This window comes from Streptomyces sp. NPDC006012 (assembly GCF_042871185.1).
In the GTDB taxonomy this organism is placed as follows: Bacteria; Actinomycetota; Actinomycetes; order Streptomycetales; family Streptomycetaceae; genus Streptomyces.
Genome location: NZ_JBIAIE010000015.1, coordinates 44,329 through 62,737, shown reverse-complemented (window position 1 = coordinate 62,737; position 18,409 = coordinate 44,329). Strand labels below are relative to the sequence as shown.

Annotated in this window: 20 protein-coding genes; 8 read left to right on the top strand and 12 right to left on the bottom strand. The window is 71.6% G+C overall.

Annotated features, from left to right (window positions below; genetic code table 11):
- Positions 1–587 precede the first annotated feature (587 nt).
- Entirely contained in the window at positions 588–2,840 is a 2,253-nt protein-coding gene (locus ACFYPJ_RS24345) for a heavy metal translocating P-type ATPase (RefSeq protein ID WP_389020854.1), read from the bottom strand.
- Positions 2,841–3,099: 259 nt separating this feature from the next.
- Here ACFYPJ_RS24345 and ACFYPJ_RS24340 point away from each other — a divergent pair, with 259 nt between their 5' ends.
- The gene (locus ACFYPJ_RS24340) at positions 3,100–4,284 is read left to right on the top strand and encodes a PP2C family protein-serine/threonine phosphatase (RefSeq protein WP_389020851.1); all 1,185 of its coding nucleotides are present in this window, start codon (positions 3,100–3,102) and stop codon (positions 4,282–4,284) included.
- Positions 4,285–4,370: 86 nt separating this feature from the next.
- On the opposite strand, the gene ACFYPJ_RS24335 is transcribed toward ACFYPJ_RS24340, so the two are convergent.
- From ACFYPJ_RS24335 to ACFYPJ_RS24325, 3 genes are all read right to left on the bottom strand, one after another.
- A complete protein-coding gene (locus tag ACFYPJ_RS24335) occupies positions 4,371–5,186 on the bottom strand; it encodes an SAM-dependent methyltransferase (protein ID WP_389020848.1) in 816 nt (271 codons plus the stop codon).
- Between the two features lie 67 nt (positions 5,187–5,253).
- Complete coding sequence (locus ACFYPJ_RS24330; protein WP_389021184.1) at positions 5,254–5,466, bottom strand: DUF397 domain-containing protein; 213 nt, start codon at positions 5,464–5,466, stop codon at positions 5,254–5,256.
- 25 nt (positions 5,467–5,491) lie between these two features.
- Positions 5,492–6,367 (bottom strand): helix-turn-helix domain-containing protein, encoded by an 876-nt coding sequence (locus tag ACFYPJ_RS24325; protein ID WP_389020845.1) that lies wholly within the window; start codon positions 6,365–6,367, stop codon positions 5,492–5,494.
- A gap of 323 nt (positions 6,368–6,690) precedes the next feature.
- On the opposite strand from ACFYPJ_RS24325, the gene ACFYPJ_RS24320 reads away from it, so the two are divergent.
- Positions 6,691–7,422 (top strand): ATP-binding protein, encoded by a 732-nt coding sequence (locus ACFYPJ_RS24320; protein WP_389020842.1) that lies wholly within the window; start codon positions 6,691–6,693, stop codon positions 7,420–7,422.
- A 220-nt stretch (positions 7,423–7,642) separates the two neighbouring features.
- On the opposite strand, the gene ACFYPJ_RS24315 is transcribed toward ACFYPJ_RS24320, so the two are convergent.
- Positions 7,643–8,632, bottom strand: coding sequence for an alpha/beta fold hydrolase (locus ACFYPJ_RS24315; RefSeq protein WP_389020839.1), 990 nt, complete (start codon positions 8,630–8,632; stop codon positions 7,643–7,645).
- Between the two features lie 235 nt (positions 8,633–8,867).
- On the opposite strand from ACFYPJ_RS24315, the gene ACFYPJ_RS24310 reads away from it, so the two are divergent.
- The 3 genes from ACFYPJ_RS24310 to tgmB all read left to right on the top strand — a co-directional run bounded on the left by ACFYPJ_RS24310 (position 8,868) and on the right by tgmB (position 11,078).
- Entirely contained in the window at positions 8,868–9,344 is a 477-nt protein-coding gene (locus ACFYPJ_RS24310; RefSeq protein ID WP_389020836.1) for a hypothetical protein, read from the top strand.
- A gap of 543 nt (positions 9,345–9,887) precedes the next feature.
- Positions 9,888–10,079 carry a putative ATP-grasp-modified RiPP gene (tgmA, locus tag ACFYPJ_RS24305; protein ID WP_389020833.1) on the top strand — a complete coding sequence of 64 codons (192 nt, stop codon included), beginning with the start codon at positions 9,888–9,890 and terminating at the stop codon, positions 10,077–10,079.
- Positions 10,080–10,094: 15 nt separating this feature from the next.
- Positions 10,095–11,078, top strand: coding sequence for an ATP-grasp ribosomal peptide maturase (gene tgmB, locus ACFYPJ_RS24300; RefSeq protein WP_389020831.1), 984 nt, complete (start codon positions 10,095–10,097; stop codon positions 11,076–11,078).
- Positions 11,079–11,146: 68 nt separating this feature from the next.
- On the opposite strand, the gene ACFYPJ_RS24295 is transcribed toward tgmB, so the two are convergent.
- The 3 genes from ACFYPJ_RS24295 to ACFYPJ_RS24285 all read right to left on the bottom strand — a co-directional run bounded on the left by ACFYPJ_RS24295 (position 11,147) and on the right by ACFYPJ_RS24285 (position 12,514).
- Complete coding sequence (locus tag ACFYPJ_RS24295) at positions 11,147–11,365, bottom strand: hypothetical protein (protein ID WP_389020828.1); 219 nt, start codon at positions 11,363–11,365, stop codon at positions 11,147–11,149.
- Between the two features lie 144 nt (positions 11,366–11,509).
- Positions 11,510–11,746 carry a DUF5133 domain-containing protein gene (locus tag ACFYPJ_RS24290; protein WP_389020826.1) on the bottom strand — a complete coding sequence of 79 codons (237 nt, stop codon included), beginning with the start codon at positions 11,744–11,746 and terminating at the stop codon, positions 11,510–11,512.
- Between the two features lie 324 nt (positions 11,747–12,070).
- Positions 12,071–12,514, bottom strand: a complete 444-nt coding sequence (locus ACFYPJ_RS24285) for a hypothetical protein (protein ID WP_389020824.1) — start codon at positions 12,512–12,514, stop codon at positions 12,071–12,073.
- Positions 12,515–12,825: 311 nt separating this feature from the next.
- On the opposite strand from ACFYPJ_RS24285, the gene ACFYPJ_RS24280 reads away from it, so the two are divergent.
- Both ACFYPJ_RS24280 and ACFYPJ_RS24275 read left to right on the top strand, forming a co-directional pair.
- Entirely contained in the window at positions 12,826–13,056 is a 231-nt protein-coding gene (locus ACFYPJ_RS24280; protein ID WP_389020821.1) for a DUF397 domain-containing protein, read from the top strand.
- Between the two features lie 120 nt (positions 13,057–13,176).
- Positions 13,177–14,097, top strand: coding sequence for a helix-turn-helix domain-containing protein (locus tag ACFYPJ_RS24275; RefSeq protein WP_389020819.1), 921 nt, complete (start codon positions 13,177–13,179; stop codon positions 14,095–14,097).
- A 52-nt stretch (positions 14,098–14,149) separates the two neighbouring features.
- Here ACFYPJ_RS24275 and ACFYPJ_RS24270 read toward each other — a convergent pair whose 3' ends face one another.
- The gene (locus ACFYPJ_RS24270; protein WP_389020817.1) at positions 14,150–14,968 is read right to left on the bottom strand and encodes an SAM-dependent methyltransferase; all 819 of its coding nucleotides are present in this window, start codon (positions 14,966–14,968) and stop codon (positions 14,150–14,152) included.
- 167 nt (positions 14,969–15,135) lie between these two features.
- Here ACFYPJ_RS24270 and ACFYPJ_RS24265 point away from each other — a divergent pair, with 167 nt between their 5' ends.
- Complete coding sequence (locus ACFYPJ_RS24265) at positions 15,136–16,023, top strand: Gfo/Idh/MocA family protein (protein WP_389020814.1); 888 nt, start codon at positions 15,136–15,138, stop codon at positions 16,021–16,023.
- Between the two features lie 16 nt (positions 16,024–16,039).
- Here ACFYPJ_RS24265 and ACFYPJ_RS24260 read toward each other — a convergent pair whose 3' ends face one another.
- The 3 genes from ACFYPJ_RS24260 to ACFYPJ_RS24250 form a co-directional block, all read right to left on the bottom strand.
- A complete protein-coding gene (locus ACFYPJ_RS24260) occupies positions 16,040–16,378 on the bottom strand; it encodes a hypothetical protein (protein ID WP_389020811.1) in 339 nt (112 codons plus the stop codon).
- 44 nt (positions 16,379–16,422) lie between these two features.
- A complete protein-coding gene (locus ACFYPJ_RS24255) occupies positions 16,423–17,337 on the bottom strand; it encodes a GNAT family N-acetyltransferase (RefSeq protein ID WP_389020808.1) in 915 nt (304 codons plus the stop codon).
- A gap of 356 nt (positions 17,338–17,693) precedes the next feature.
- A complete protein-coding gene (locus tag ACFYPJ_RS24250) occupies positions 17,694–18,134 on the bottom strand; it encodes an Lrp/AsnC family transcriptional regulator (RefSeq protein ID WP_389020806.1) in 441 nt (146 codons plus the stop codon).
- Positions 18,135–18,409: the final 275 nt, after the last annotated feature.

Sequence of the window (18,409 nt, the reverse complement as noted above, 5' to 3'; positions counted from 1 at the left end):
ACGGCGGTTGAGGAATGGCGAGTCTAATGGTTCCCTGATTGCGCAACCTTTAAAGACTCATTCGGATACGCGCACGTCGGACCGCTGAGACAGCGCGCCACTTGCGTGATCTGCCAGAGACGAGACGCCAGGAAGCGGGCGGGGCGGCCCTGTCCGGCGGGGATCCCGTCGCCGTGCGCCGCGGCCGGTTCCGCGGTGCGCGTCACCTTTGCGACCGAGGGTGTACCCGAACGTGCCGCCGAGCCCGGGACGCGTCGCGGCCCGCCGGCCTGGGACGCGCCGCACCGCCGCCCCGGCTCCCACCGGGCAAACGACCGCTTCGGGCCTCCGCGGTCCAGGGAGCGGGACGGAGGCGGGGACGGAGACGCCCGGTGCGTCACCGCCCGTGTCACCGGTGCAGGTGTGCCGCCCACAGTGGCGGCGGGCCAGGAATCAGTCGGCTTCCCGGCTCGCGAGCGTCGTCGGCCGCCGTGACGGACCCGGCCGCCCGTACGCACGAGGGAGCCACCGGGCCGTTCGCCTGCCGGCGCCGAACGGTACGGCGCGGGCAGAGCGAACGGCCCCGTGGCTCCGACAGGCCGGGCCGGTCAGCCGGCGGTGGCCCGGAAGCGGCGCAGCCGAAGGCTGTTGCCGACCACGAAGGCCGAGGAGAAGGCCATGGCCGCACCGGCGATCATCGGGTTCAGCAGCCCGGCGGCGGCGAGCGGCAGGGCGGCGACGTTGTAGGCGAAGGCCCAGAACAGGTTCGACCGGATGACGCCGAGTGTCCTGCGGGCGAGCCGGATGGCGTCGGCGGCGACGCGCAGGTCCCCGCGGACGAGCGTCAGGTCGCCCGCCTCGATCGCGGCGTCGGTGCCGGTGCCCATGGCCAGGCCCAGGTCGGCCTGGGCCAGCGCCGCGGCGTCGTTGACCCCGTCGCCGACCATCGCGACCGAACGGCCCTCGCCCTGCAGACGCTTGACGACATCCACCTTGTCCTGCGGCAGCACCTCCGCGAAGACGTGCTCCGGTGCGATGCCCACCTGCGCGGCCACGGACTCGGCCACGGCGCGGTTGTCCCCGGTCAGCAGGATCGGGGTGAGTCCGAGGTCGCGCAGCCGCCGTACGGCCTCCGGGCTCGTGTCCTTGACGGCGTCGGCGACTTCGAGGACCGCGCGGGCCTCCCCGTCCCAGGCGACGACGACGGCCGTACGGCCCGCGGCCTCGGCGGCGGCCTTCACCTGCGCCAGCTCCTCCGGCAGGGACATCGCCCAGTCCGCGAGCAGCTGCTCGCGGCCGACCAGCACGGCATGCCCGTCGACGACGCCCTGCACACCGCGCCCCGGGACGTTGGCGAAGTCCTCCGGTACGGGCAGCGGTCCGATCCGGTCCGCCGCGGTGGCCGCGACGGCCTGTGCCACGGGGTGCTCGGACGCGTGCTCCAGGGCGCCGGCGAGGCGCAGCACCTCCGGCTCGTCGGTGCCCTTGGCCGGGTGCACGGCGAGCAGGGTCATCCGGCCGGTGGTGACGGTGCCGGTCTTGTCGAGGACGACGGTGTCGGCCCTGCGGGTGCTCTCCAGCACCTCGGGTCCCTTGATGAGAATGCCGAGCTGTGCGCCTCGGCCGGTTCCCACCAGCAGGGCCGTCGGGGTGGCGAGCCCCAGGGCGCACGGGCAGGCGATGATCAGGACGGCGACCGCGGCGGTGAAACCGGCGGTCAGTCCGGCGCCGTTGCCGAGCCAGAAGCCGAACGTGGCCAGGGCCAGGGCGATCACGACGGGGACGAAGACGCCGGAGATCCGGTCGGCGAGGCGCTGTGCGGCCGCCTTGCCGTTCTGGGCGTCCTCGACGAGCCGGGCCATGCGGGCGAGCTGGGTGTCGGCGCCCACCCGGGTGGCCTCCACGACGAGACGTCCCCCGGCGTTCAGCGTGGCCCCGGTGACGCCGTCCCCGACGCCCACCTCGACCGGGACGGACTCGCCGGTGAGCATGGACGCGTCCACCGCGGACGAGCCCTCGACGACGGTACCGTCGGTGGCGATCTTCTCGCCGGGCCGTACGACGAAGCGGTCCCCGACCTTCAACTCCCCTATGGGAAGCGGGCGTTCGCGGCCGTCGCGGAGGACGGTGACCTCCTTGGCGCCCAGTTCCAGCAGTGCCCTGAGCGCGGCGCCCGCCTTCCGCTTGGAGCGGGCCTCGAAGTACCGTCCGGCCAGGATGAAGGCCGTCACGCCGGCGGCGGCCTCCAGGTAGATGTTCCCGGCTCCGTCGGTGCGGGCGATGGTCAGTTCGAAGGGGTGCGTCATGCCCGGCGTCCCCGCCGTACCGAAGAACAGTGCCCACAGGGACCACAGGAAGGCCGCCGACACTCCGACCGAGATCAGGGTGTCCATGGTGGAGGCGCCGTGCCGGGCGTTGGTCCAGGCGGCCCGGTGGAAGGGCCAGGCCGCGTAGGTCACCACGGGGGCCGCCAGAGCGAGGGACAGCCACTGCCAGTACTCGAACTGCAACGCCGGGACCATGGCCATGAGGATCACCGGCACGGCGAGCACCGCGGCGGTCGTCAGCCGCTGCCGCAGGGTGCGCAGCTCGTCGTCCGGACGGTCGGCCGGGGCGTCCTCGGCGCGTGCGGGGGACGGCTCCTGGGCTGTGTAGCCGGTGGCCTCGACGGTGGCGATGAGATCCGCCACGGCGACACCCTCACCGAAGGCGACCTTGGCCTTCTCGGTCGCATAGTTGACGGTGGCCTGCACGCCGTCCATGCGGTTGAGTTTCTTCTCGATCCGCGCGGCGCACGAGGCGCAGGTCATGCCGCCGATGGCGAGTTCGACCTCGGCGGCATCGGAAGCGGTGGTGGTCATGTCTGCTCCTCCTCACGGACCGTCTGCACGATCACTATACCCCTAAGGGGTATCTCTATGGATCCAAGTTATACCCCTACCCGGTATGTGGCGCAAGGGTGCGCGAGATTTTTTTGTACTCCTGTGGGGTATCCGCGGGTGCGGCCGGGCCCTCGTCCGGGCGGACCGCGCGGACCGGGCGGTACCGGTGCTGGATCCGGCAGATCCTTTCGCCGGGCCACGATGGCCGACCGCCCGGGGGTGGGGCAGGCTTGATGTCATGAGTGACCGGCAGGGCGGGGCGGGTCTGAGGCAGTCATGGCAGTCGAGTCAGATGCTGCTGGTGCTCCCGCTCGCGCTCATCGCCGCGATCACGGTGGTGGACACCCAGGCCGCCGAGGACATCCATCTGGGGCCCGCCCTGGTCATCGCCCCGGCGCTCACCGCCTCCTTCGCCGGCCCGCGCACGACAGGGGCGGTCGGGGCGCTCACCGTGGCGGCGCAGACCGTCATGGGTACGGTGCGCGGCGGGCTGCCCACCGCCAACAACATCGTGCAGATCATCACCCTCTCGGTGCTGTCCGTGCTGGTCGTGCTCTACTGCGCGATCCGGGACCGCAAGCGCGCCCAGCTCGCCCGGATCCGTTCGGTGGCCGAGGCCGCGCAGCGCGTCCTGATGTGGCCCCTGCCGGACCAGCTGGGGTTCGTACGGATCGCCTCCCTGTACCTGGCCGCCGAGGACGAGGCCCAGATCGGCGGCGACCTGTACGCGGCCACCCGGGCCTTCGACGGCGTACGCGTACTGATCGGTGACGTGCGCGGCAAGGGGCTGCCCGCGGTCGGTGAGGCGGCCACCCTGCTGGGGGCGTTCCGGGAGGCCGCGCCCCGGAGCCCGGCGCTGACGGACCTGGCCGAAGCCCTGGAGCAGAGCGTGCAGCGCCACACCGCCGACTTCGAGCCGCCCGAGGAGGCCGGCGAGCGCTTCGCGACCGCCCTGCTGGTGGAGATCCCCGACGGCCGACCGATCGTCCGGTTGGCCTCCTGCGGCCACCCGCCGCCGCTGCTGGTCAGCCAGGGCCGCACGCTCACCGTGCCGGCCCTTCATCCCTCTCCCCCCTTGGGGGTCCAGCCCACCCGGCCGGGCGAGCGGGTGCTGTACGAGGCGCCCTTCGAGCCGGGCGACACGCTGCTGCTCTACACGGACGGCGTCATCGAGGCCCGCGACGCCGGCGGCCGGTTCTACCCGCTGGCCGAGCGCATCGCCCGGTGGACCGACGCGCCGCCCGACACCCTCGTCCAGCGGGTCCGGCGCGATCTGGTCGCCCATACCGGCGGGCTCCTCAACGACGACGCCGCACTGGTCGCCCTGCAGCGCACCTCCGCCGAGCACGGACGGCACCACGGGCGGATCATCGCCACGGACGCGCTGCGCCTCAGCATCCGGCCCGGCTCCCCCACCGGGTGACCGGCCCGGCGCACCCGGGAGCCGGCGGGGGACGGGCGAAAAGGCGTGCCAGGACCGGGGCCCGGCGGCACCCCGGCCCCGCCTGGTCACGGCTTGCGGGCCACCGCCCCGTACATCCCGATGTCCTCGTCGCGGATGCCCTTCTCGCCCGTGCCGTCCGGATGCCACTTGTGGACCTGGACGACGCCCGGCTCGACCAGGTCGAGGCCGTCGAAGAACTCGTGGGCCTCGTCGAGGGTGCGCAGCCGCATCGGCATGTTGCGGGCCGCGTACTCGCGGGCGACGCGGCCCACCTCCTCGGGCGCGAACTCGGCGGTGCCGATGGACATCGCCAGGTAGCTGCCGGGGGGCAGCGGCTCCAGGAGACGGCGTACGACGGCGACCGCGTCGTCCTCGTCGAGCATGAAGTGGACGATGGCGATCACCGTGAGCGCCACCGGCCTGCCGAGGTCGAGCGTCTCGCGCAGCTCCGGAGCGTCCAGGATGGCGGCCGGGTCGCGGAAATCGGCCTCGATGTACGCCGTCCTGCCCTCGGGGGTGCTGGCCAGCAGGCCCTGGGAGAGGGTGAGCACGATGGGGTCGTTGTCCACGTAGACGACCCGTGCCTCAGGGGACACCGCCTGGGCGATCTCGTGGAGGTTCGGAGAGGTCGGGATCCCGGTCCCGACGTCCAGGAACTGGCGTATGCCCGCCTCCTCGGCGAGCCAGCGCACGGCCCGGTTCATCCAGTCCCGGTTGGCGCGCATGTGGACGGGCAGGGCGGGCCACTCCCGGGACATGGCGTCGCCCGCCTCCTTGTCCGCCGGGTAGTAGTCCTTGCCGCCCAGTATGTAGTCGTAGATCCGCGCGGAGTGGGCGTTCTCGGTGTCGATGCGCTCGGCCGGCCATCCGTGTTCGGGCAACGCCGTGTCTCCCATTCGAGTCGGGGATGCAGAGGGGTCGGTGGAACAACAGCGATAACAGGGCGGTTCACAGGAGGAAGTCGGCGGCACCCGCCTTCACACCGGTCAGGAAGCTGGTCACCTCCCGCGGGGTGAAGACCAGCGCCGGGCCGTCGGGGTCGGTCGACTGGCGTACGGCGACGCGCCCGTCGGCGAGCCGCTTCACTTCGACGCAGGCGCCGCCGGCGTCGTCGCTCCACGGCTTGGACCAGCCACACGTGCCGAGTTCACGGGACGGCATGCCGTTGTGTAGGGGATCGCACACGTCAGAACTCCTTCCGTATCGCACCGAGGACGGATTCGGTCTTTCTGGCGGGCGCCGCCTGGGCGCCCAACCGGTCCAGGGCCTCGCGGTACACCACGACGTCGTCGGCCTTGTCCAGGTAGACCGCGCCCACCAGGCCGTTGAGGTAGACGACGTCCGGGAGTTCGCGTGCCCGGAACCGGAAGAGGTGGTACGCACCGGCCCGCATGGCGGGATGCGGACCGCCGGCGAACGGCATGATCTGCACGGTCACCTGCGGCAACCGGTTGACCTCGATCAGGTGGTCGATCTGCGCGCGCATCACCGGGGAACCGCCGACCGGCCAGCGCAGCACCGTCTCGTCCATCACGACCCACAGCCGCGGCGGCGCCTCGCGCGTGAGGAGTTCCTGGCGCCGCAGGCGCAGCGCGATCCGCCGCTCCGTGGCCTCCTCCGGGGCGTGCGGATTGCCGGCGGTCAGCAGGGCGCGCGCGTACTCGGGTGTCTGCAGCAGCCCGTGGACGAACTCGTTCTCGTAGGCGCGGATCTGCAGTGCGGCCTGCTCCAGGCTCAGATAGGCGGCGAACCAGTCCGGCATGACGTCGCGGTAGGTGTGCCACCAGCCGCGTTTGTTGGCCTCGCGCGCGGACTGCAGGAAGGTGGCCACCTCCGCGGCGTCCGTCACGCCGTAGATCTGCAGCAGTTTCTCGGCGTCGGCCAGCCGCAGCCGGGCCACCTTCGCGGCCTCCATCCGGCGGATGGTGGAGTGGCTGACCCCGATGGCCGCGCCCGCCTGGTCGTACGTCAGGCCGGCCCGGACGCGCAGTTCCTCCAGTTGCCTGCCGAGGATCATGCGAAGGACGGAAGGGACACCGCCCCAGTCGGTCTCCGCGGCCACGCCTTCCCCCTCACACCAGGTTCCAGGGTCACAGTCTCACGCAGTCGATCAGGGCACCTCATCCGGTCATCCGTTGACGTATGCAGCATGCACGTGACCACTTGAAAATTTCAACTTGCTGGTTGCGAACGGATGTTGGCAGATGCCAGAGTGGGCGTACCGACCCGGCTCTACGAAAGAGCAGGCGAGACAGCCCAGTTGGGGGACATCGGGCTGCACCCGTGCGCCCCCGGGCCCGGGTTGCCGCCTGTTCGTCGTGCGCGGCCGGCCGAGGTGAGACCGACACCCCCCACTCTGCGAGGCCGGACGAAAGGCGTACGGCGATGACTCCGCCCTCCTTCCCCCAGCCGCTGGACCGACTGTCCGACGACCGATCCCCCGACGGGCCGCCCGGGAGCCGGCGGCCCGGCCTGGTGCCGAGCAGCGAGAAATACGCCGGCCCGTACGGAGCGGACCGGCCGTGCTGCTCGGCTCTGTCGCCGACTTCCACCAGACCACCCGGAGGCGAGCACGCCGGTCGACTCCCCGGGCCCGACGGCCCCGGCCCTCTCGCCCCCGGGGCTCAGCCGGCCGGCCGGCTCGACGCGTTCGACCTGCCCGCGGCCCCGGAATCGGTCGGCGCGGCCCGCAGAGCCGTGCGCAGACTGCTGTCCGGGTGGGGCATCGGTGACGACGTCCTGGACAACGCCGTCATCGTGACCTCCGAACTGGTCACCAACGCGGTCAACCATTCGGCCAGCGAGCGGGTCGCCTGCCGGCTGCGCAGTACCGCGGGCCGGCTCCGCATAGAGGTCGAGGACCAGAACCGTGCCGCCGTGCAGCCCACGCCCCGGCGACCCGACCCGGACGACCAGAACGGGCGCGGACTCCTCCTCGTCGAAGCACTCAGCTGTGACTGGGGTGTCGCCGACGCCCACCGGTCCGGACGCGTCGTGTGGGCCGAGCTGACCACGGCCCCGGACTCCGGTGCTCTGTCGGCCCCGCACCCCGATCGGTCCATCCCCCACTCGGCCGAAGGACGTCTGCCCCATGGACCATGGTTCACCCAGCCCTGACCCGGACCTGAGGCGCGCTGCCCGCCCCGCGGCCCCTGCGGCGGTCCATGCCACGACACGCCTGCGCGCAGCCGACCCGTCCTGGACGGGAGCACGTCCCCGGCCGGGCCCGGGCCCGGTCGGGGACGCCAGACACGCGTGACCCTCTCACCGGAGCAAGCACCGTGTTACTCGCGCCCGCACCGCCTGGGACGGCCCCGGCGGTGCGGCACCGCCCTGGTCACCGGCGCGGGGCCACTTTCGTCAGCCAGTCGGTCAGCAGGGCGTTGACCTGCTCGGGGCGTTCCTGCTGGATCCAGTGACCGCAGCCGTCGAGCAGATGGGAGGCGGTCAGTCCGGGCAGGGTGGCGGGGTACGCCTCGATCGCGTCGGCGAGCCAGGTGGTGGAGGCGTCCAGGCCACCGCCGACGAAGATCGACGGCTGGGTGACCGGCGCACCGTGGAAATCCGCGAGGTCGGCCCAGTCCCGGTCCATGGTGCGGTAGCGGTTCAGCGCGCCGGTCAGGCCGGTGCGCTCGAACTCCGCCGCGTAGACATCGAGGTCGTCCTCGCCGAGCCAGGCGGGCAGCCGACCGGAAGGAAAGCGGTCGCGCAGCCGGCCGCCCGCGCCGACGAAGTGCGGATCCGGTGCCCCGGCTGCGGGCATGGTGTCGGCGGACAGGGCGGCGTAGAACCCCGCCAGCCAGCCGCGGACATCGGGTTCGATCTCCGCTTCCGCGCGGCCCGGCTCCTGGAAGTAGGAGACGTAGAACTCCTCCGGGCCGCCCATCCCCGCGAAGACCTCGCTGGGCCTCGGTCCGCCGGGCGGGGTGTAGGGGACGCTGAGCAGACCGACGGCGCCGAAGACGTCGGGCCGGACCAGGGCGGAGGTCGCGGCGATGGTGGCGCCCCAGTCGTGTCCGACGATCACCGCGGACCGCTCGCCCAGCGCCTCCACCACGGCGACGTTGTCCGCCACCAGTTCGAGCATCCGGTAGGCGCCGGTCTCGGCGGGTTTGGAGGAGCGGCCGTAGCCGCGCACGTCGATGGCCACGGCCCGGTATCCGGCGGCGGCCAGCGCGGGCAGCTGACGGCGCCACGAGTACCAGGATTCCGGGAATCCGTGCACGAGGAGCACCAGCGGTCCGGTCCCCTGTTCCACCAGGTGGATCCGGCCCGCCGGGGACGGCACCAGTCGGTGGACACCGTCCGAGGCATTGGTCTGCGCCATGGTTCCTCCCAAGGGCGATCGGGATTGCTTGATCGAGCATGCGGGAGAGGGGTCCGCTGGGCCGAGTGGTGTTGCCGGTTCGGCAAACCCACTCGGCCCGGGTCAGGGACCGGCTCGCATTTGTTCGGATTCTGTCACCGATGCGCGGAATGCCGCTCTCCGCGTGCTGCTGTGCGCGAACACGTGCTAACAATTTTTTGTCGGCCCGTCGAGGGCCAGGGGGAGGTAAGACCGCGTGAACCGCATCCGTACGGGCGTCACGGTCCTGACCACGACCGGACTCCTCACCGCCGCTCAACTCGGCCTGCCCCAGGCAGCCTCCGCGCAGCAGCCCACCGCCCAGAGTTCCAACTGCCCGCTCGCCATCATGTATCCGTCCCGGTTCTCCGTCGACACGCACGGCTGGGTGACCGGCGGCGGCCTGTATTTCGGGATCAAGAACAAGAGCACCACGAGAAGCTTCACGAAGGTCACGTTCACCGTCACGAACGTCAAGAACATCCGCTTCGGATCGGCGAAGGCCAAGGGCGGCAGGATCGGCCACAAGACGTCGAGGACGGTGTCGGTCCGGACGACGACGCTGAAGAAGAAGGCGAGCCTCGGCGTCACGGTCCGCACCCGCCTGCTCGACACCCGCACCTACAAGGCGAGGTTCACCCTGACGGGAAACGGCTGGAACTGCGCCGTCGACCAGGGAACCTGGGGCAGCTGATCACCGGGGATGCGCTGGAGCGCAGGGCGCTGAGCGGTGAGGGACCAGGGGCGGCGGCGTCCCCGCCCTCGGTTCCCCGCCGCCCGGCGGTCGCGGGGGCGCGTACATCGGGCTCGCTCCGATGCGCGGCGTCCCCGGCGCCGGCCGGCCTGGTACGCCGAGCGCCGGGCGCTCCGCTGCCTGCGGCACACCGCCGACGACGGCACTGGCGGCCGGGCGGAGACCGGCCCGCCGAAGCGGATCTACGAGCAGCTGCCACGGCCGGCGGGCATCGCGAGAGAGGCCCGGCGATGCTCCGGCCGTTCGGCTGCCCGTAGCTGGACCAGGTGCTCGACGATCCTGACGGCCTGACCCGGTTCGCACGGGGAAGGCTCCCCTTGTCGCCATGTGCCGGATGGATGTGCGTTCTTCGGGCCGCCAGCGGAACAACACTCCGTTATTTCCTCAATACGTCCTTAATGGGGACCGAGATCACGGAGAGTAAGGAAACCAACCAGGCGTTCGAATCGTATAAGTGCATGGAAGCCGAAACAGGGAGAGACCATGCAACCATTCACGCTCAACTACGCCCGACCGGCAGTTCAGTTGGACATCACCCATGAGTACATGTACGACTCCGGACTGCAGTTGAACGTGCTCCCCGATGGCCGGATCGCCGCGGCCGACCACGCGACACTCAGAGCGCTGGGGACCACGACCTCCACCGCCGGCTCCAAGACGCACTTCGACGACTGACCACGAGCCCCCACAATGACCGTACTCATCCTGACCAGCGAAGAGGACGTCACGGCGGACATGGTGGTCCTCCGGCTCAACGAGGCCGGCGTGCCCGTCGTGCGTCTCGATCCAGCGGATCTCCCCAGCCGGGTCGCCCTGTCCAGCGAGTACGTGCAGGGCGTCAGCCACGGCCACCTGTCCGTCGCGGACCGTCTGGTGAGCATGAGCACTCTGCGCTCCGTCTGGGTGCGCAGACCGGGTGTACCGGCCGCCCGGGCCGCCCAGCCGTCCGCCTGGCTGTCCGAGGAGGCGTCCCAAGCGCTGTACGGCCTGCTGCGCTGCACCGACGCACGCTGGATGAACCATCCCGACGCCGCCCAGCGGGCCCGCCACAAGCCGTGGCAGCTGAGGCTCGCCCAGCGCAGCGGGCTGCCCGTGCCCGCCACCCTGATCACGACGTTCCCGCAGGCCGCCCGGGAGTTCTCGGAACGCTTCCCGGACCTCGTGGTCAAACCGGTCTCCGGCACGCACCCCCAGGAACCGCCGCGGGCCGTGCCGACCAGCAGGGTCGCGCCGGACACCGACTTCTCGGCCGTCGCGTTCGGTCCGACCCTGTTGCAGCGACGGGTGCCGAAGCGGGCGGACATCCGGCTGACCGCCGTCGGCCACCGGCTGTTCGCCGCCCGCAAGGCGGTCGAGCCGGACGCCGACCCGGACGACGTGGACGTCAGGTTCGCCCCGTCCCTGTCCCCGTGGGGTCCGGTGACGGTGCCGCCGCAGGTCGCGACGGCCGTCCACACCTATCTGCGGCAGGCCGAACTCGCCTACGGGGCGTTCGACTTCGCCGAGGACACGGAGGGGGTCTGGTGGTTCCTGGAGTGCAACCAGTCGGGCCAGTTCGGCTTCGTCGAGATGGACACCGACCAGCCCATCGCCCGCTCCATCGCGCAGTGGCTGGCGAGCCCGCACGGCGAGGCGCGCTCGGCGGCCGGTGAGACCCGGGGGCCGGACCGGTGACGGCCTCTGCGTGGCACGGCCCCGGTTCACCCCGGCGGCACAGGCTCCCTCTGTACCCGCCACCGGACTCAGGGCGCCCCGGCACCCGGCAGCTGATGCACCCGCTGCCACTGCCCGGGCTGGCCCGGGGGCGCCGCCGGCAGGCCACCGGGCACCCCCGGCGACCGCGGCGGCGGTATGACCGCCTCCACTTCCCTGCGCAGGCGGTCGGCCTCTCTCCGCACTCCTGCGGGTACATCGCCGCGTTCCGCGACGAGCCGGTCGTAGATGGGGGAATCCTGGAACACCCGTCAAAGCGCCTTTCGAGCCCGGCCCATGGACATGGGCACAGACGAGGAGTCTAAGCAACCGCGCCGCAGGTGGGAGAACTTCGGGACAGGACTTGACAGCGTGCGATGTGTGGGGGCGGCGACGGGCGGCTGCCGCCGTCGTCATCCAGCGAGCGGAAGTCCGTTCTCGTCGCCGTCCCGGCGGGCCCGGGAGAGCAGGGCATCGGCCCGGGTGATGGCATCGCGGACGTTCGCGGTGCCCGTGGCCGCGCACAGGCTGCGGCTCACGTCGGCCAGTTCGCGCGCCGCCGACGGAGTCGGCCGTTCCGCCTGGGCGATCCGCAACGACGCATAGCGGGTCAGCAGCTGTCTGACGACCATGGGGTCCAGGACCGGCACGTGTATGCCCCTTTCTCGCTTTATGCGCTGCGTATGCCCAGGAAACAGGAGTTCATTCCCCTTCATGGCTTTCCGGGGCGCACCTCACCCCCCATCCGCCCCTCCGCGCGCGGTCGGGCGACCTGTCCGCGACGCAGCGCGGCGTGGACGCCGCCCCGGTGCAGGAGTTCCTCGTGCCCGCCGATCTCCGTATCGCACCGCTCCCGACCTCACCCACAGTGACCGGTTGAGGGGCGCGCGGTCTCCACCCGGCTGCCGGGAGCTACGTCTTCCGTCCGCGGAAGCCCAGTGCTCGCGGGCCGGATACGGCGGGCAGGATGGCGGCTACTCCCCCAGAGTGCGGGCGAGTTCCCTGGCGGCACGGGCGATCTCGGGGTTGCCGCCCGGCACCAGGTGGCGGATGAGGCCCTTGCGGGCGTGCACCGCCTCGCGGGCCTCGCGCTCCCAGACCACGTGGTTCTGTGGGTGGTTGAGCAGCTTGGGATAGACGGCCGCGGTGTCCTCCCACTGCCGGGCCGCCGCGATGCTGCCGAGGAGCTCGATGATCTGCGCACGGCAGCCGATGTGCGGCAGTTGGGCCAGTTCCCAGAGGAAGGGCACGGTGGCGGCCGTGGCCTGCTCCACCACGAAGCCGTACTGGCAGATCCGCTCCCGCAGTTGGCCGAGCGCCTGCCGGGCCCGGTCGTGGTCGCCGCGGGCGATGAGGTGCAGCAGTGCCGGGATGCCGTCGGCGGACCCGGTGGAGTCCTTGATCTCGTGCCAGGGCACCTCTCGGAGACTCGTCAGCGGCGCGGCATTGGCCGCCCGCAGCGGTCGTGGCACAGGTTCGGTCCGCCAGGGGCTGGAAAGGTCGGTCCGGGGCGCAGGCGAGGACACCACATCTCCCTGATCAACGGTCTGACAACAACGAGGGCAAGGGTGTTGACGTCCTAGTTATTATCCACGTCAACAACGCCCGGATGCAATTGCACGAGAAATTGCGCGAAAAGTGGGTAGGAGACCGGGGACCCTCCCGGCGTCCTCGCGGCCCGCGAGCCACCGGCCCCGCCGCGGGGATGTGAACACGCAAGGAGGCTGTGGTGTCATCAGTGCCGAACGGGGTGCGCGCCAGCTCGCTGGACGCACGGTGGATCAAGAGCAGGCACAGCAATGCCGAGGGCAACTGCGTGGAGTTCGCCGCGCTGCCCGACGGGGACGTCGCGGTCCGCAACTCCCGCGATCCCGACGGACCCGCGCTCGTCTACACGCCCGCGGAGATGGCGGCCTTCCTGGCGGGCGCGAAGGACGGCGATTTCGACCACCTGCTGTAGGCGCTCCCGGCAGCACACCTTCGCGCGGAACCGGGCGTCCCACATATGTCGTGAACATGGGCCCGGGGTGCCGCCTGCGCTACTGTGGCGGTCTCCGCCGCCGGTCTGCCGGGAGCATGGATGTCAGCCGAGTCTCCTCGCGTCTCACGCCTGAAACCCTATCTGGACCGGTCCGAGCCTGCCCCGACTTTGCTGAAGATGCTGGTCGGCGTCCAGTTGGCGGGGTTCCGCGAGGACGCGGGGCTCGCCCAGGACCAGGCGGCACGTGCGCTCGGTTTCAGCGCGGCGAAGTTGTCCCGCATCGAGGCGGGCAAGGGCCGACGGCCTCCGTCCGAGGCCGATGTCCAAGCCCTGCTGACGTTGTACGGCACGGACACGTATGAGGCTTCGGTGCTGCTCAGGCTGGCGCGACGGGCCGGGGAGCCAGGCTGGTGGCAGCGGTACGACAAGCGGCTGATGCCGGAGTGGTTCGACCGGCTGGTCGGCCTGCAGGAGGCCGCCGCCGCGATCCGTACGTTCGAGATCCAGTACGTTCCCGGCCTGTTGCAGACCCCTGCCTATGCCCGCGCGGTGATGCAGCGGGGCCTTCCCACCGCGTCCGAGATCGAGGTGCGCCGGCGAGTGGAACTGCGCATGCACCGGGCGGAGTTGCTGGAACGTGCGGACGCGCCCCAGTTATGGGTGATCATCGATGAGTCGGTGCTGCTGCGCGTCCTCGGCGGCCCCGAGGTGATGCGCGAGCAGTTGGAGCACCTGCTGCGGATGGCCCAGCGGCCCCATGTCACCCTGCAGATCGTCCCGCTGGACGTGACGAACGCCTCGGCGCCCGCGATCCCGGTCACCTATCTGCGGTTCGGCGGGACGGACCTGCCCGATGTGGTCTATCTGGAACACATCAGGAGCGCACACTTCCTTGAGGACCGGGACGAGACCGAGGAGTACCGGGTCGCTCTGGACCGGCTCGCCGACGAAGCGTTGCAGCCGCGGCAGTCCGTCGACCTGCTGAGCCGAATAGTCGCGCGGCGCTACCCGGGCACCTGAGTGCACCGGGCGGACCGCACGGGCACCGCCCGCCCTTCTCCCGCGATGCTGCCTAGCCGATGCGGCCCAGGCCGCCGAACTCGATCCATTCGTGGGTGAGCTGACGGGGCGCCACCTCCGAGTCGGGCCGCCAGGTCGACACCTCGACGAGGCCCGGTTCGAGGATCTCCAGGCCCTCGAAGAGGTCGGCGACGTCCTTCTCCTGCCGCACCCGGCCCCAGTTCCCCTGAGTGGTCTGGTCCATGAAGTCGGTGACGAACTTGCGGACTTCCGGGTCCTCGCTGACCAGTTGGCACATCACCAGGAAACTCCCGGGGGCGAGGCGTTCGGCCACCCTGCGGGACAGGACCCGCGGTCCGTCGGTGTCGCTGTCCGGCAGACAGTGCATGACCGACACGAACAGCACGGCGACCGGCTGGGAGAAATCGATGAGCCGCCGGGTGTCGGGATGCGCGAAGATCCCGTCGGTGTCCCGCATGTCCGCCTGTATGACGGCGGTGCGCTCGTCCTGCTCCAGCAGTGCCCGGCCGTGAACCAGCACCATGGGGTCGTTGTCGACGTAGACGACGTGGGACGTGGGGTCGACGGACTGGGCGACCTGGTGCACGTTGTCCTGGGTGGGCAGACCGGACCCGTGGTCGAGGAACTGCCGGATGCCGTAGTCCCGGGCCAGCGTCCGCACGACGCGCTGCAGGAAGCGGCGGTTGTTGACGGCGAGCCGCCGGGTGCTGGGCACCACCCGGTCGAGTTCTTCGCACGCCGCCCGGTCGGCCGCGTAGTTGTCCTTGCCGCCGAGGTAGTGGTCGTACATGCGCGCGGCCGTCGGCACCGTGGGGTCGATCTCCCTCGACGGCTGGTTTCCGGTGTTCATCGCTCCCCCATGCGTACCCGCGTCGGCACGGCCGTGACCGCAAGGGACACATCCTAGGGACCGGGCGGTCCTCGTGACAGCCCACGATCGGACGATCTGTGAAACCCTCGCCCGAGGCCGGTGATCCACGCCGGTCGTCACGTGCGGCAACCAGGAAAGGCACCGCGATGCGCATCGGACTGCTCGGCACCGGCCCTTGGGCCCAGATGGTCCACGCCCCCGCCCTGAGCGGACACGACGAGGTCGAGTTCACCGGAGTGTGGGGGCGGCGCGCGGACGCCGCCGCAAAACTCGCGGGGCAGCACGGCACCCGGGCCTACGACGATGTGGACGCCCTGTTCGCCGACTCGGACGCGGTCGCCGTGGCACTGCCGCCGGACGTTCAGGCGCCGCTCGCCGCGCGGGCGGCCCGCGCCGGGTGCCATCTGCTGCTCGACAAGCCGCTCGCCACCACGGTGGCGGACGGCGCGGCGGTCGTGGCGGCTGCCCGGGAGTCCGGGGTCGCCTCCGTGGTGTTCTTCACCGCCCGGTTCCAGCCCGAGGTCGACGCCTGGATCACGGAACAGTCGGGCAGGGGCGGCTGGTTCACCGCGCGGGCGCAGTGGCTGGGTTCGGTGTTCACGACCGACAGCCCGTTCGGGGCGTCGCCCTGGCGCAGGGAGAAGGGTGCACTCTGGGACGTCGGGCCGCACGCCCTGTCCGTGCTGCTGCCGGTGCTGGGTGACGTACGGAAGGTGACCGCCGCGGCCCACGGGCCGGGGGATACCGCGCATGTGGTCCTCGATCACCTCAGTGGCGCCTCCAGCACGCTGACGCTGAGCCTCACGGCTCCGGTGGCGGCGGCCGGCACCACCGTCGAGCTGCGCGGCGAGGCCGGCGTGACCGAGTTGCCGAGCAGCGCGAACGGCGGCCTCCCCGCGTTCGGCCGGGCGATCGACGCGCTGCACGAAGCGGCACGCACGGGCCGGCCGCATCCGTGCGACGCCGCCTTCGGTCTCCGGGCGACCGAGATCCTCACCACCGCCGAATCCCTGCTGGGCGAGCGGACCGGCTGACCGGCCCGGCCCCGGGCTAGCCGCCGTCCTGCGCGGCGAACGGCTCGTCGCTCCACCGGAACCAGGCCCGGTCACCCGCGATGTGCAGCAGGAACTCGGGGACCGGGCCGTCCGGGGAGACGAGGGTGACCTGTCGGCGGATCTCCCGCTGGACGCTCTCCCACTGCTCCCAGTGGCCCGCGTCGTCCGCGTCGGCCAGGGCGAGTTCGCGGGCGAACAGCTCGCGGACCCGGGCGAAGGCGGGGCCGGGGTCGAACCGCCCGGACAGCCACGGGAAGTCGGCGTCGTCGATCAGGATCTCGCCGATGGACTCGTCCCCGCTGCGCACGTACCAGACCTCGCCGTCGAACCCCATGCCCGCCTCCGCCGTCCGTCACCGATCAGCCCGCCGTCAGGCTCTCACTCGCCTCTGACAACGGCTCCGGTGTCGTTCTGGAAATGCACGCGTTCCAGCAGGACGGGGTATCCGGCCCGGGCGAAGTGCGCGGCCATGGGCAGGTTGCCCTGGTCGGTCGCGGCGGCGATGGTGTCGGCGCCGCGCTCGGCGAGGAAGTGGGTGCACTCGGCGAGCAGGTCGTAGCCGTAGCCGTGGCCGCGGTGTTCCGGCAGGACGCCGATGAAGCCGATGCAGGGCCGTACCGGGTTGTGGGCGGGAATGTGGATGCCGACAGGCTCTCCCTGCTGGGTGTACGCGACCTGCCACCACTCGCGCGGCGACGGGCACCACCGGAAGAAGTCGATCTCCTCCTGGGCGGCCAGCTCCACTCCGCCCGTGTCGACGGCCCTGCGGGCGTGGGCGTCCAGGGTGACGGAGTGGATACGGCGCAGGGCGTCGAAGAACACCGCGTCGTCGGCTTCGGGACGGTGGACGAGCCGCCCCGGCCGCTGGGGCAGGCCGCACGGGGGTGTCCAGCGGTAGACGAACCGGTCCACCAGGTGCCGGTGGCCGGCCGCTCGCGCGGCGGCGAAACGGGTTTCGGCGGCGGCCCGCTGTGCGGGTACGTCCCGCCAGCCGGCCGGCAGGCTGAACTCCAGGTCGGCGACCGGCCAGGGCGCGGTGCGCAGCAGTTCGGCCCCCGCCGCCTCCTCGCCCTCGACCACGTCGAACCAGTCGACGGTGCGGGGCCTGGGGTCGTCGGGGCCGCCCCACCAGGCGGCTCGCGCCACGACCGTGCCGTCGCGCAGGGCCACCCGCTTCCACTCGGGGCGGTGCCGGGTGAGCCGGTGCGCCTCGGCCATGTGCAGCGGGTCGGGGAGGGTGTCGAAGAGGTGGACGGTGTGCTCGTCGAGGGTCTGGATGACCGGATCGGTCATGGATTCCTCCGGGATGCGTGGATGAGCTAGCGCTCCCGGTCAGGTCAGACGTGGCACGCCGGGGCAACGGGGAGGGAGCACTGGGTGTCGGTGAACCGCATGGCACTCGCCTCCTTCCGTGGTCGCCTGGGGCGTGCGGGACCGAAGCTAGAGGGGGACGCCGGTCCGCGTCCACCGCTTTTCCGGCGGGGCGGGTCCCCGGCCCCGGCCCGCTCGTGGACGGCCGGGTCCTGCGGCCCGGGAGGTGGCGTGGGCGTGGGGCGCGACACCACCCTGGTCGTCCTTGACCGCCGTCGGCCATCTCCGGCGGCGGACGGGCGCCCGGCGTACGACGTCCACGCGCCGTCCCGGCGCCTTCAGCCCACGTCCCACAGGAAGCGGTGGGTGTGGATGCCGAAGTAGGGGAACGACTGGATCTGCCGGACGCCGTCGATCGGCCGTACGACGTCGTTGACGAAGTCGAGCAGTTCTTTCGGACCGGCGCTGACCACCTCGGCGAACAGGTCGAAACCGCCGGAGGTAAGCACCGAGTACGCCACCTCGGGATGTCCGGCCAGCGCGTCGGCCACGGCGCGCGGGTCGCCGTCCACGCCGATGCCGAGCAGCGCCATGGCCTGGCCGCCCATGGTCATCGGGTCGGTGACGCCGACGACCTGGACGGCCCGGGAGTCCAGGAGCCGTTGCAGGCGCTGCCGGGCGGCCGAGGCGGACAGGCCGACCTTGGGGCCGAGATCGGCGTACGTGATGCGCCCGTCGGTCTGCAGTTCGCGCAGGATGGCCCGGTCGATCTCGTCCACGTTCGTCCTCTCCCCCGTCGGCCCGGCTCCGGGCCCACCTTAACGGCGGGTCTCAGCCCGTCAGTTCGGTGACGGCCACCGGGCTCGGGCGGCACGACGGCGATGTCGGTGAGCGCGGGTTCATCCGGGACCGCGGCGCCGGCACCGTGACCGGCCCGAACGCACCGCCTCGGACCGCGGACTGCGCCGTCGGGCCTCCGCGCGCCCCCGCCGCGACGAGGTGAAGCAGACGAGTGCGGTCCATGACGTACTCCGAACGAGAAGGCGACGGAAAA

What these genes read in the sequence shown, in the direction of transcription:
- ACFYPJ_RS24255 (WP_389020808.1), bottom strand. Translation starts at nt 17,337, where the DNA reads ATGACCGATCCGGTCATCCAGACCCTCGACGAGCACACCGTCCACCTC.
- tgmA (WP_389020833.1), top strand. Translation starts at nt 9,888, where the DNA reads ATGCAACCATTCACGCTCAACTACGCCCGACCGGCAGTTCAGTTGGAC.
- ACFYPJ_RS24270 (WP_389020817.1), bottom strand. Translation starts at nt 14,968, where the DNA reads ATGAACACCGGAAACCAGCCGTCGAGGGAGATCGACCCCACGGTGCCG.
- ACFYPJ_RS24320 (WP_389020842.1), top strand. Translation starts at nt 6,691, where the DNA reads ATGACTCCGCCCTCCTTCCCCCAGCCGCTGGACCGACTGTCCGACGAC.
- ACFYPJ_RS24340 (WP_389020851.1), top strand. Translation starts at nt 3,100, where the DNA reads ATGAGTGACCGGCAGGGCGGGGCGGGTCTGAGGCAGTCATGGCAGTCG.
- tgmB (WP_389020831.1), top strand. Translation starts at nt 10,095, where the DNA reads ATGACCGTACTCATCCTGACCAGCGAAGAGGACGTCACGGCGGACATG.
- ACFYPJ_RS24260 (WP_389020811.1), bottom strand. Translation starts at nt 16,378, where the DNA reads ATGGGGTTCGACGGCGAGGTCTGGTACGTGCGCAGCGGGGACGAGTCC.
- ACFYPJ_RS24315 (WP_389020839.1), bottom strand. Translation starts at nt 8,632, where the DNA reads ATGGCGCAGACCAATGCCTCGGACGGTGTCCACCGACTGGTGCCGTCC.
- ACFYPJ_RS24345 (WP_389020854.1), bottom strand. Translation starts at nt 2,840, where the DNA reads ATGACCACCACCGCTTCCGATGCCGCCGAGGTCGAACTCGCCATCGGC.
- ACFYPJ_RS24330 (WP_389021184.1), bottom strand. Translation starts at nt 5,466, where the DNA reads ATGCCGTCCCGTGAACTCGGCACGTGTGGCTGGTCCAAGCCGTGGAGC.
- ACFYPJ_RS24275 (WP_389020819.1), top strand. Translation starts at nt 13,177, where the DNA reads ATGTCAGCCGAGTCTCCTCGCGTCTCACGCCTGAAACCCTATCTGGAC.
- ACFYPJ_RS24265 (WP_389020814.1), top strand. Translation starts at nt 15,136, where the DNA reads ATGCGCATCGGACTGCTCGGCACCGGCCCTTGGGCCCAGATGGTCCAC.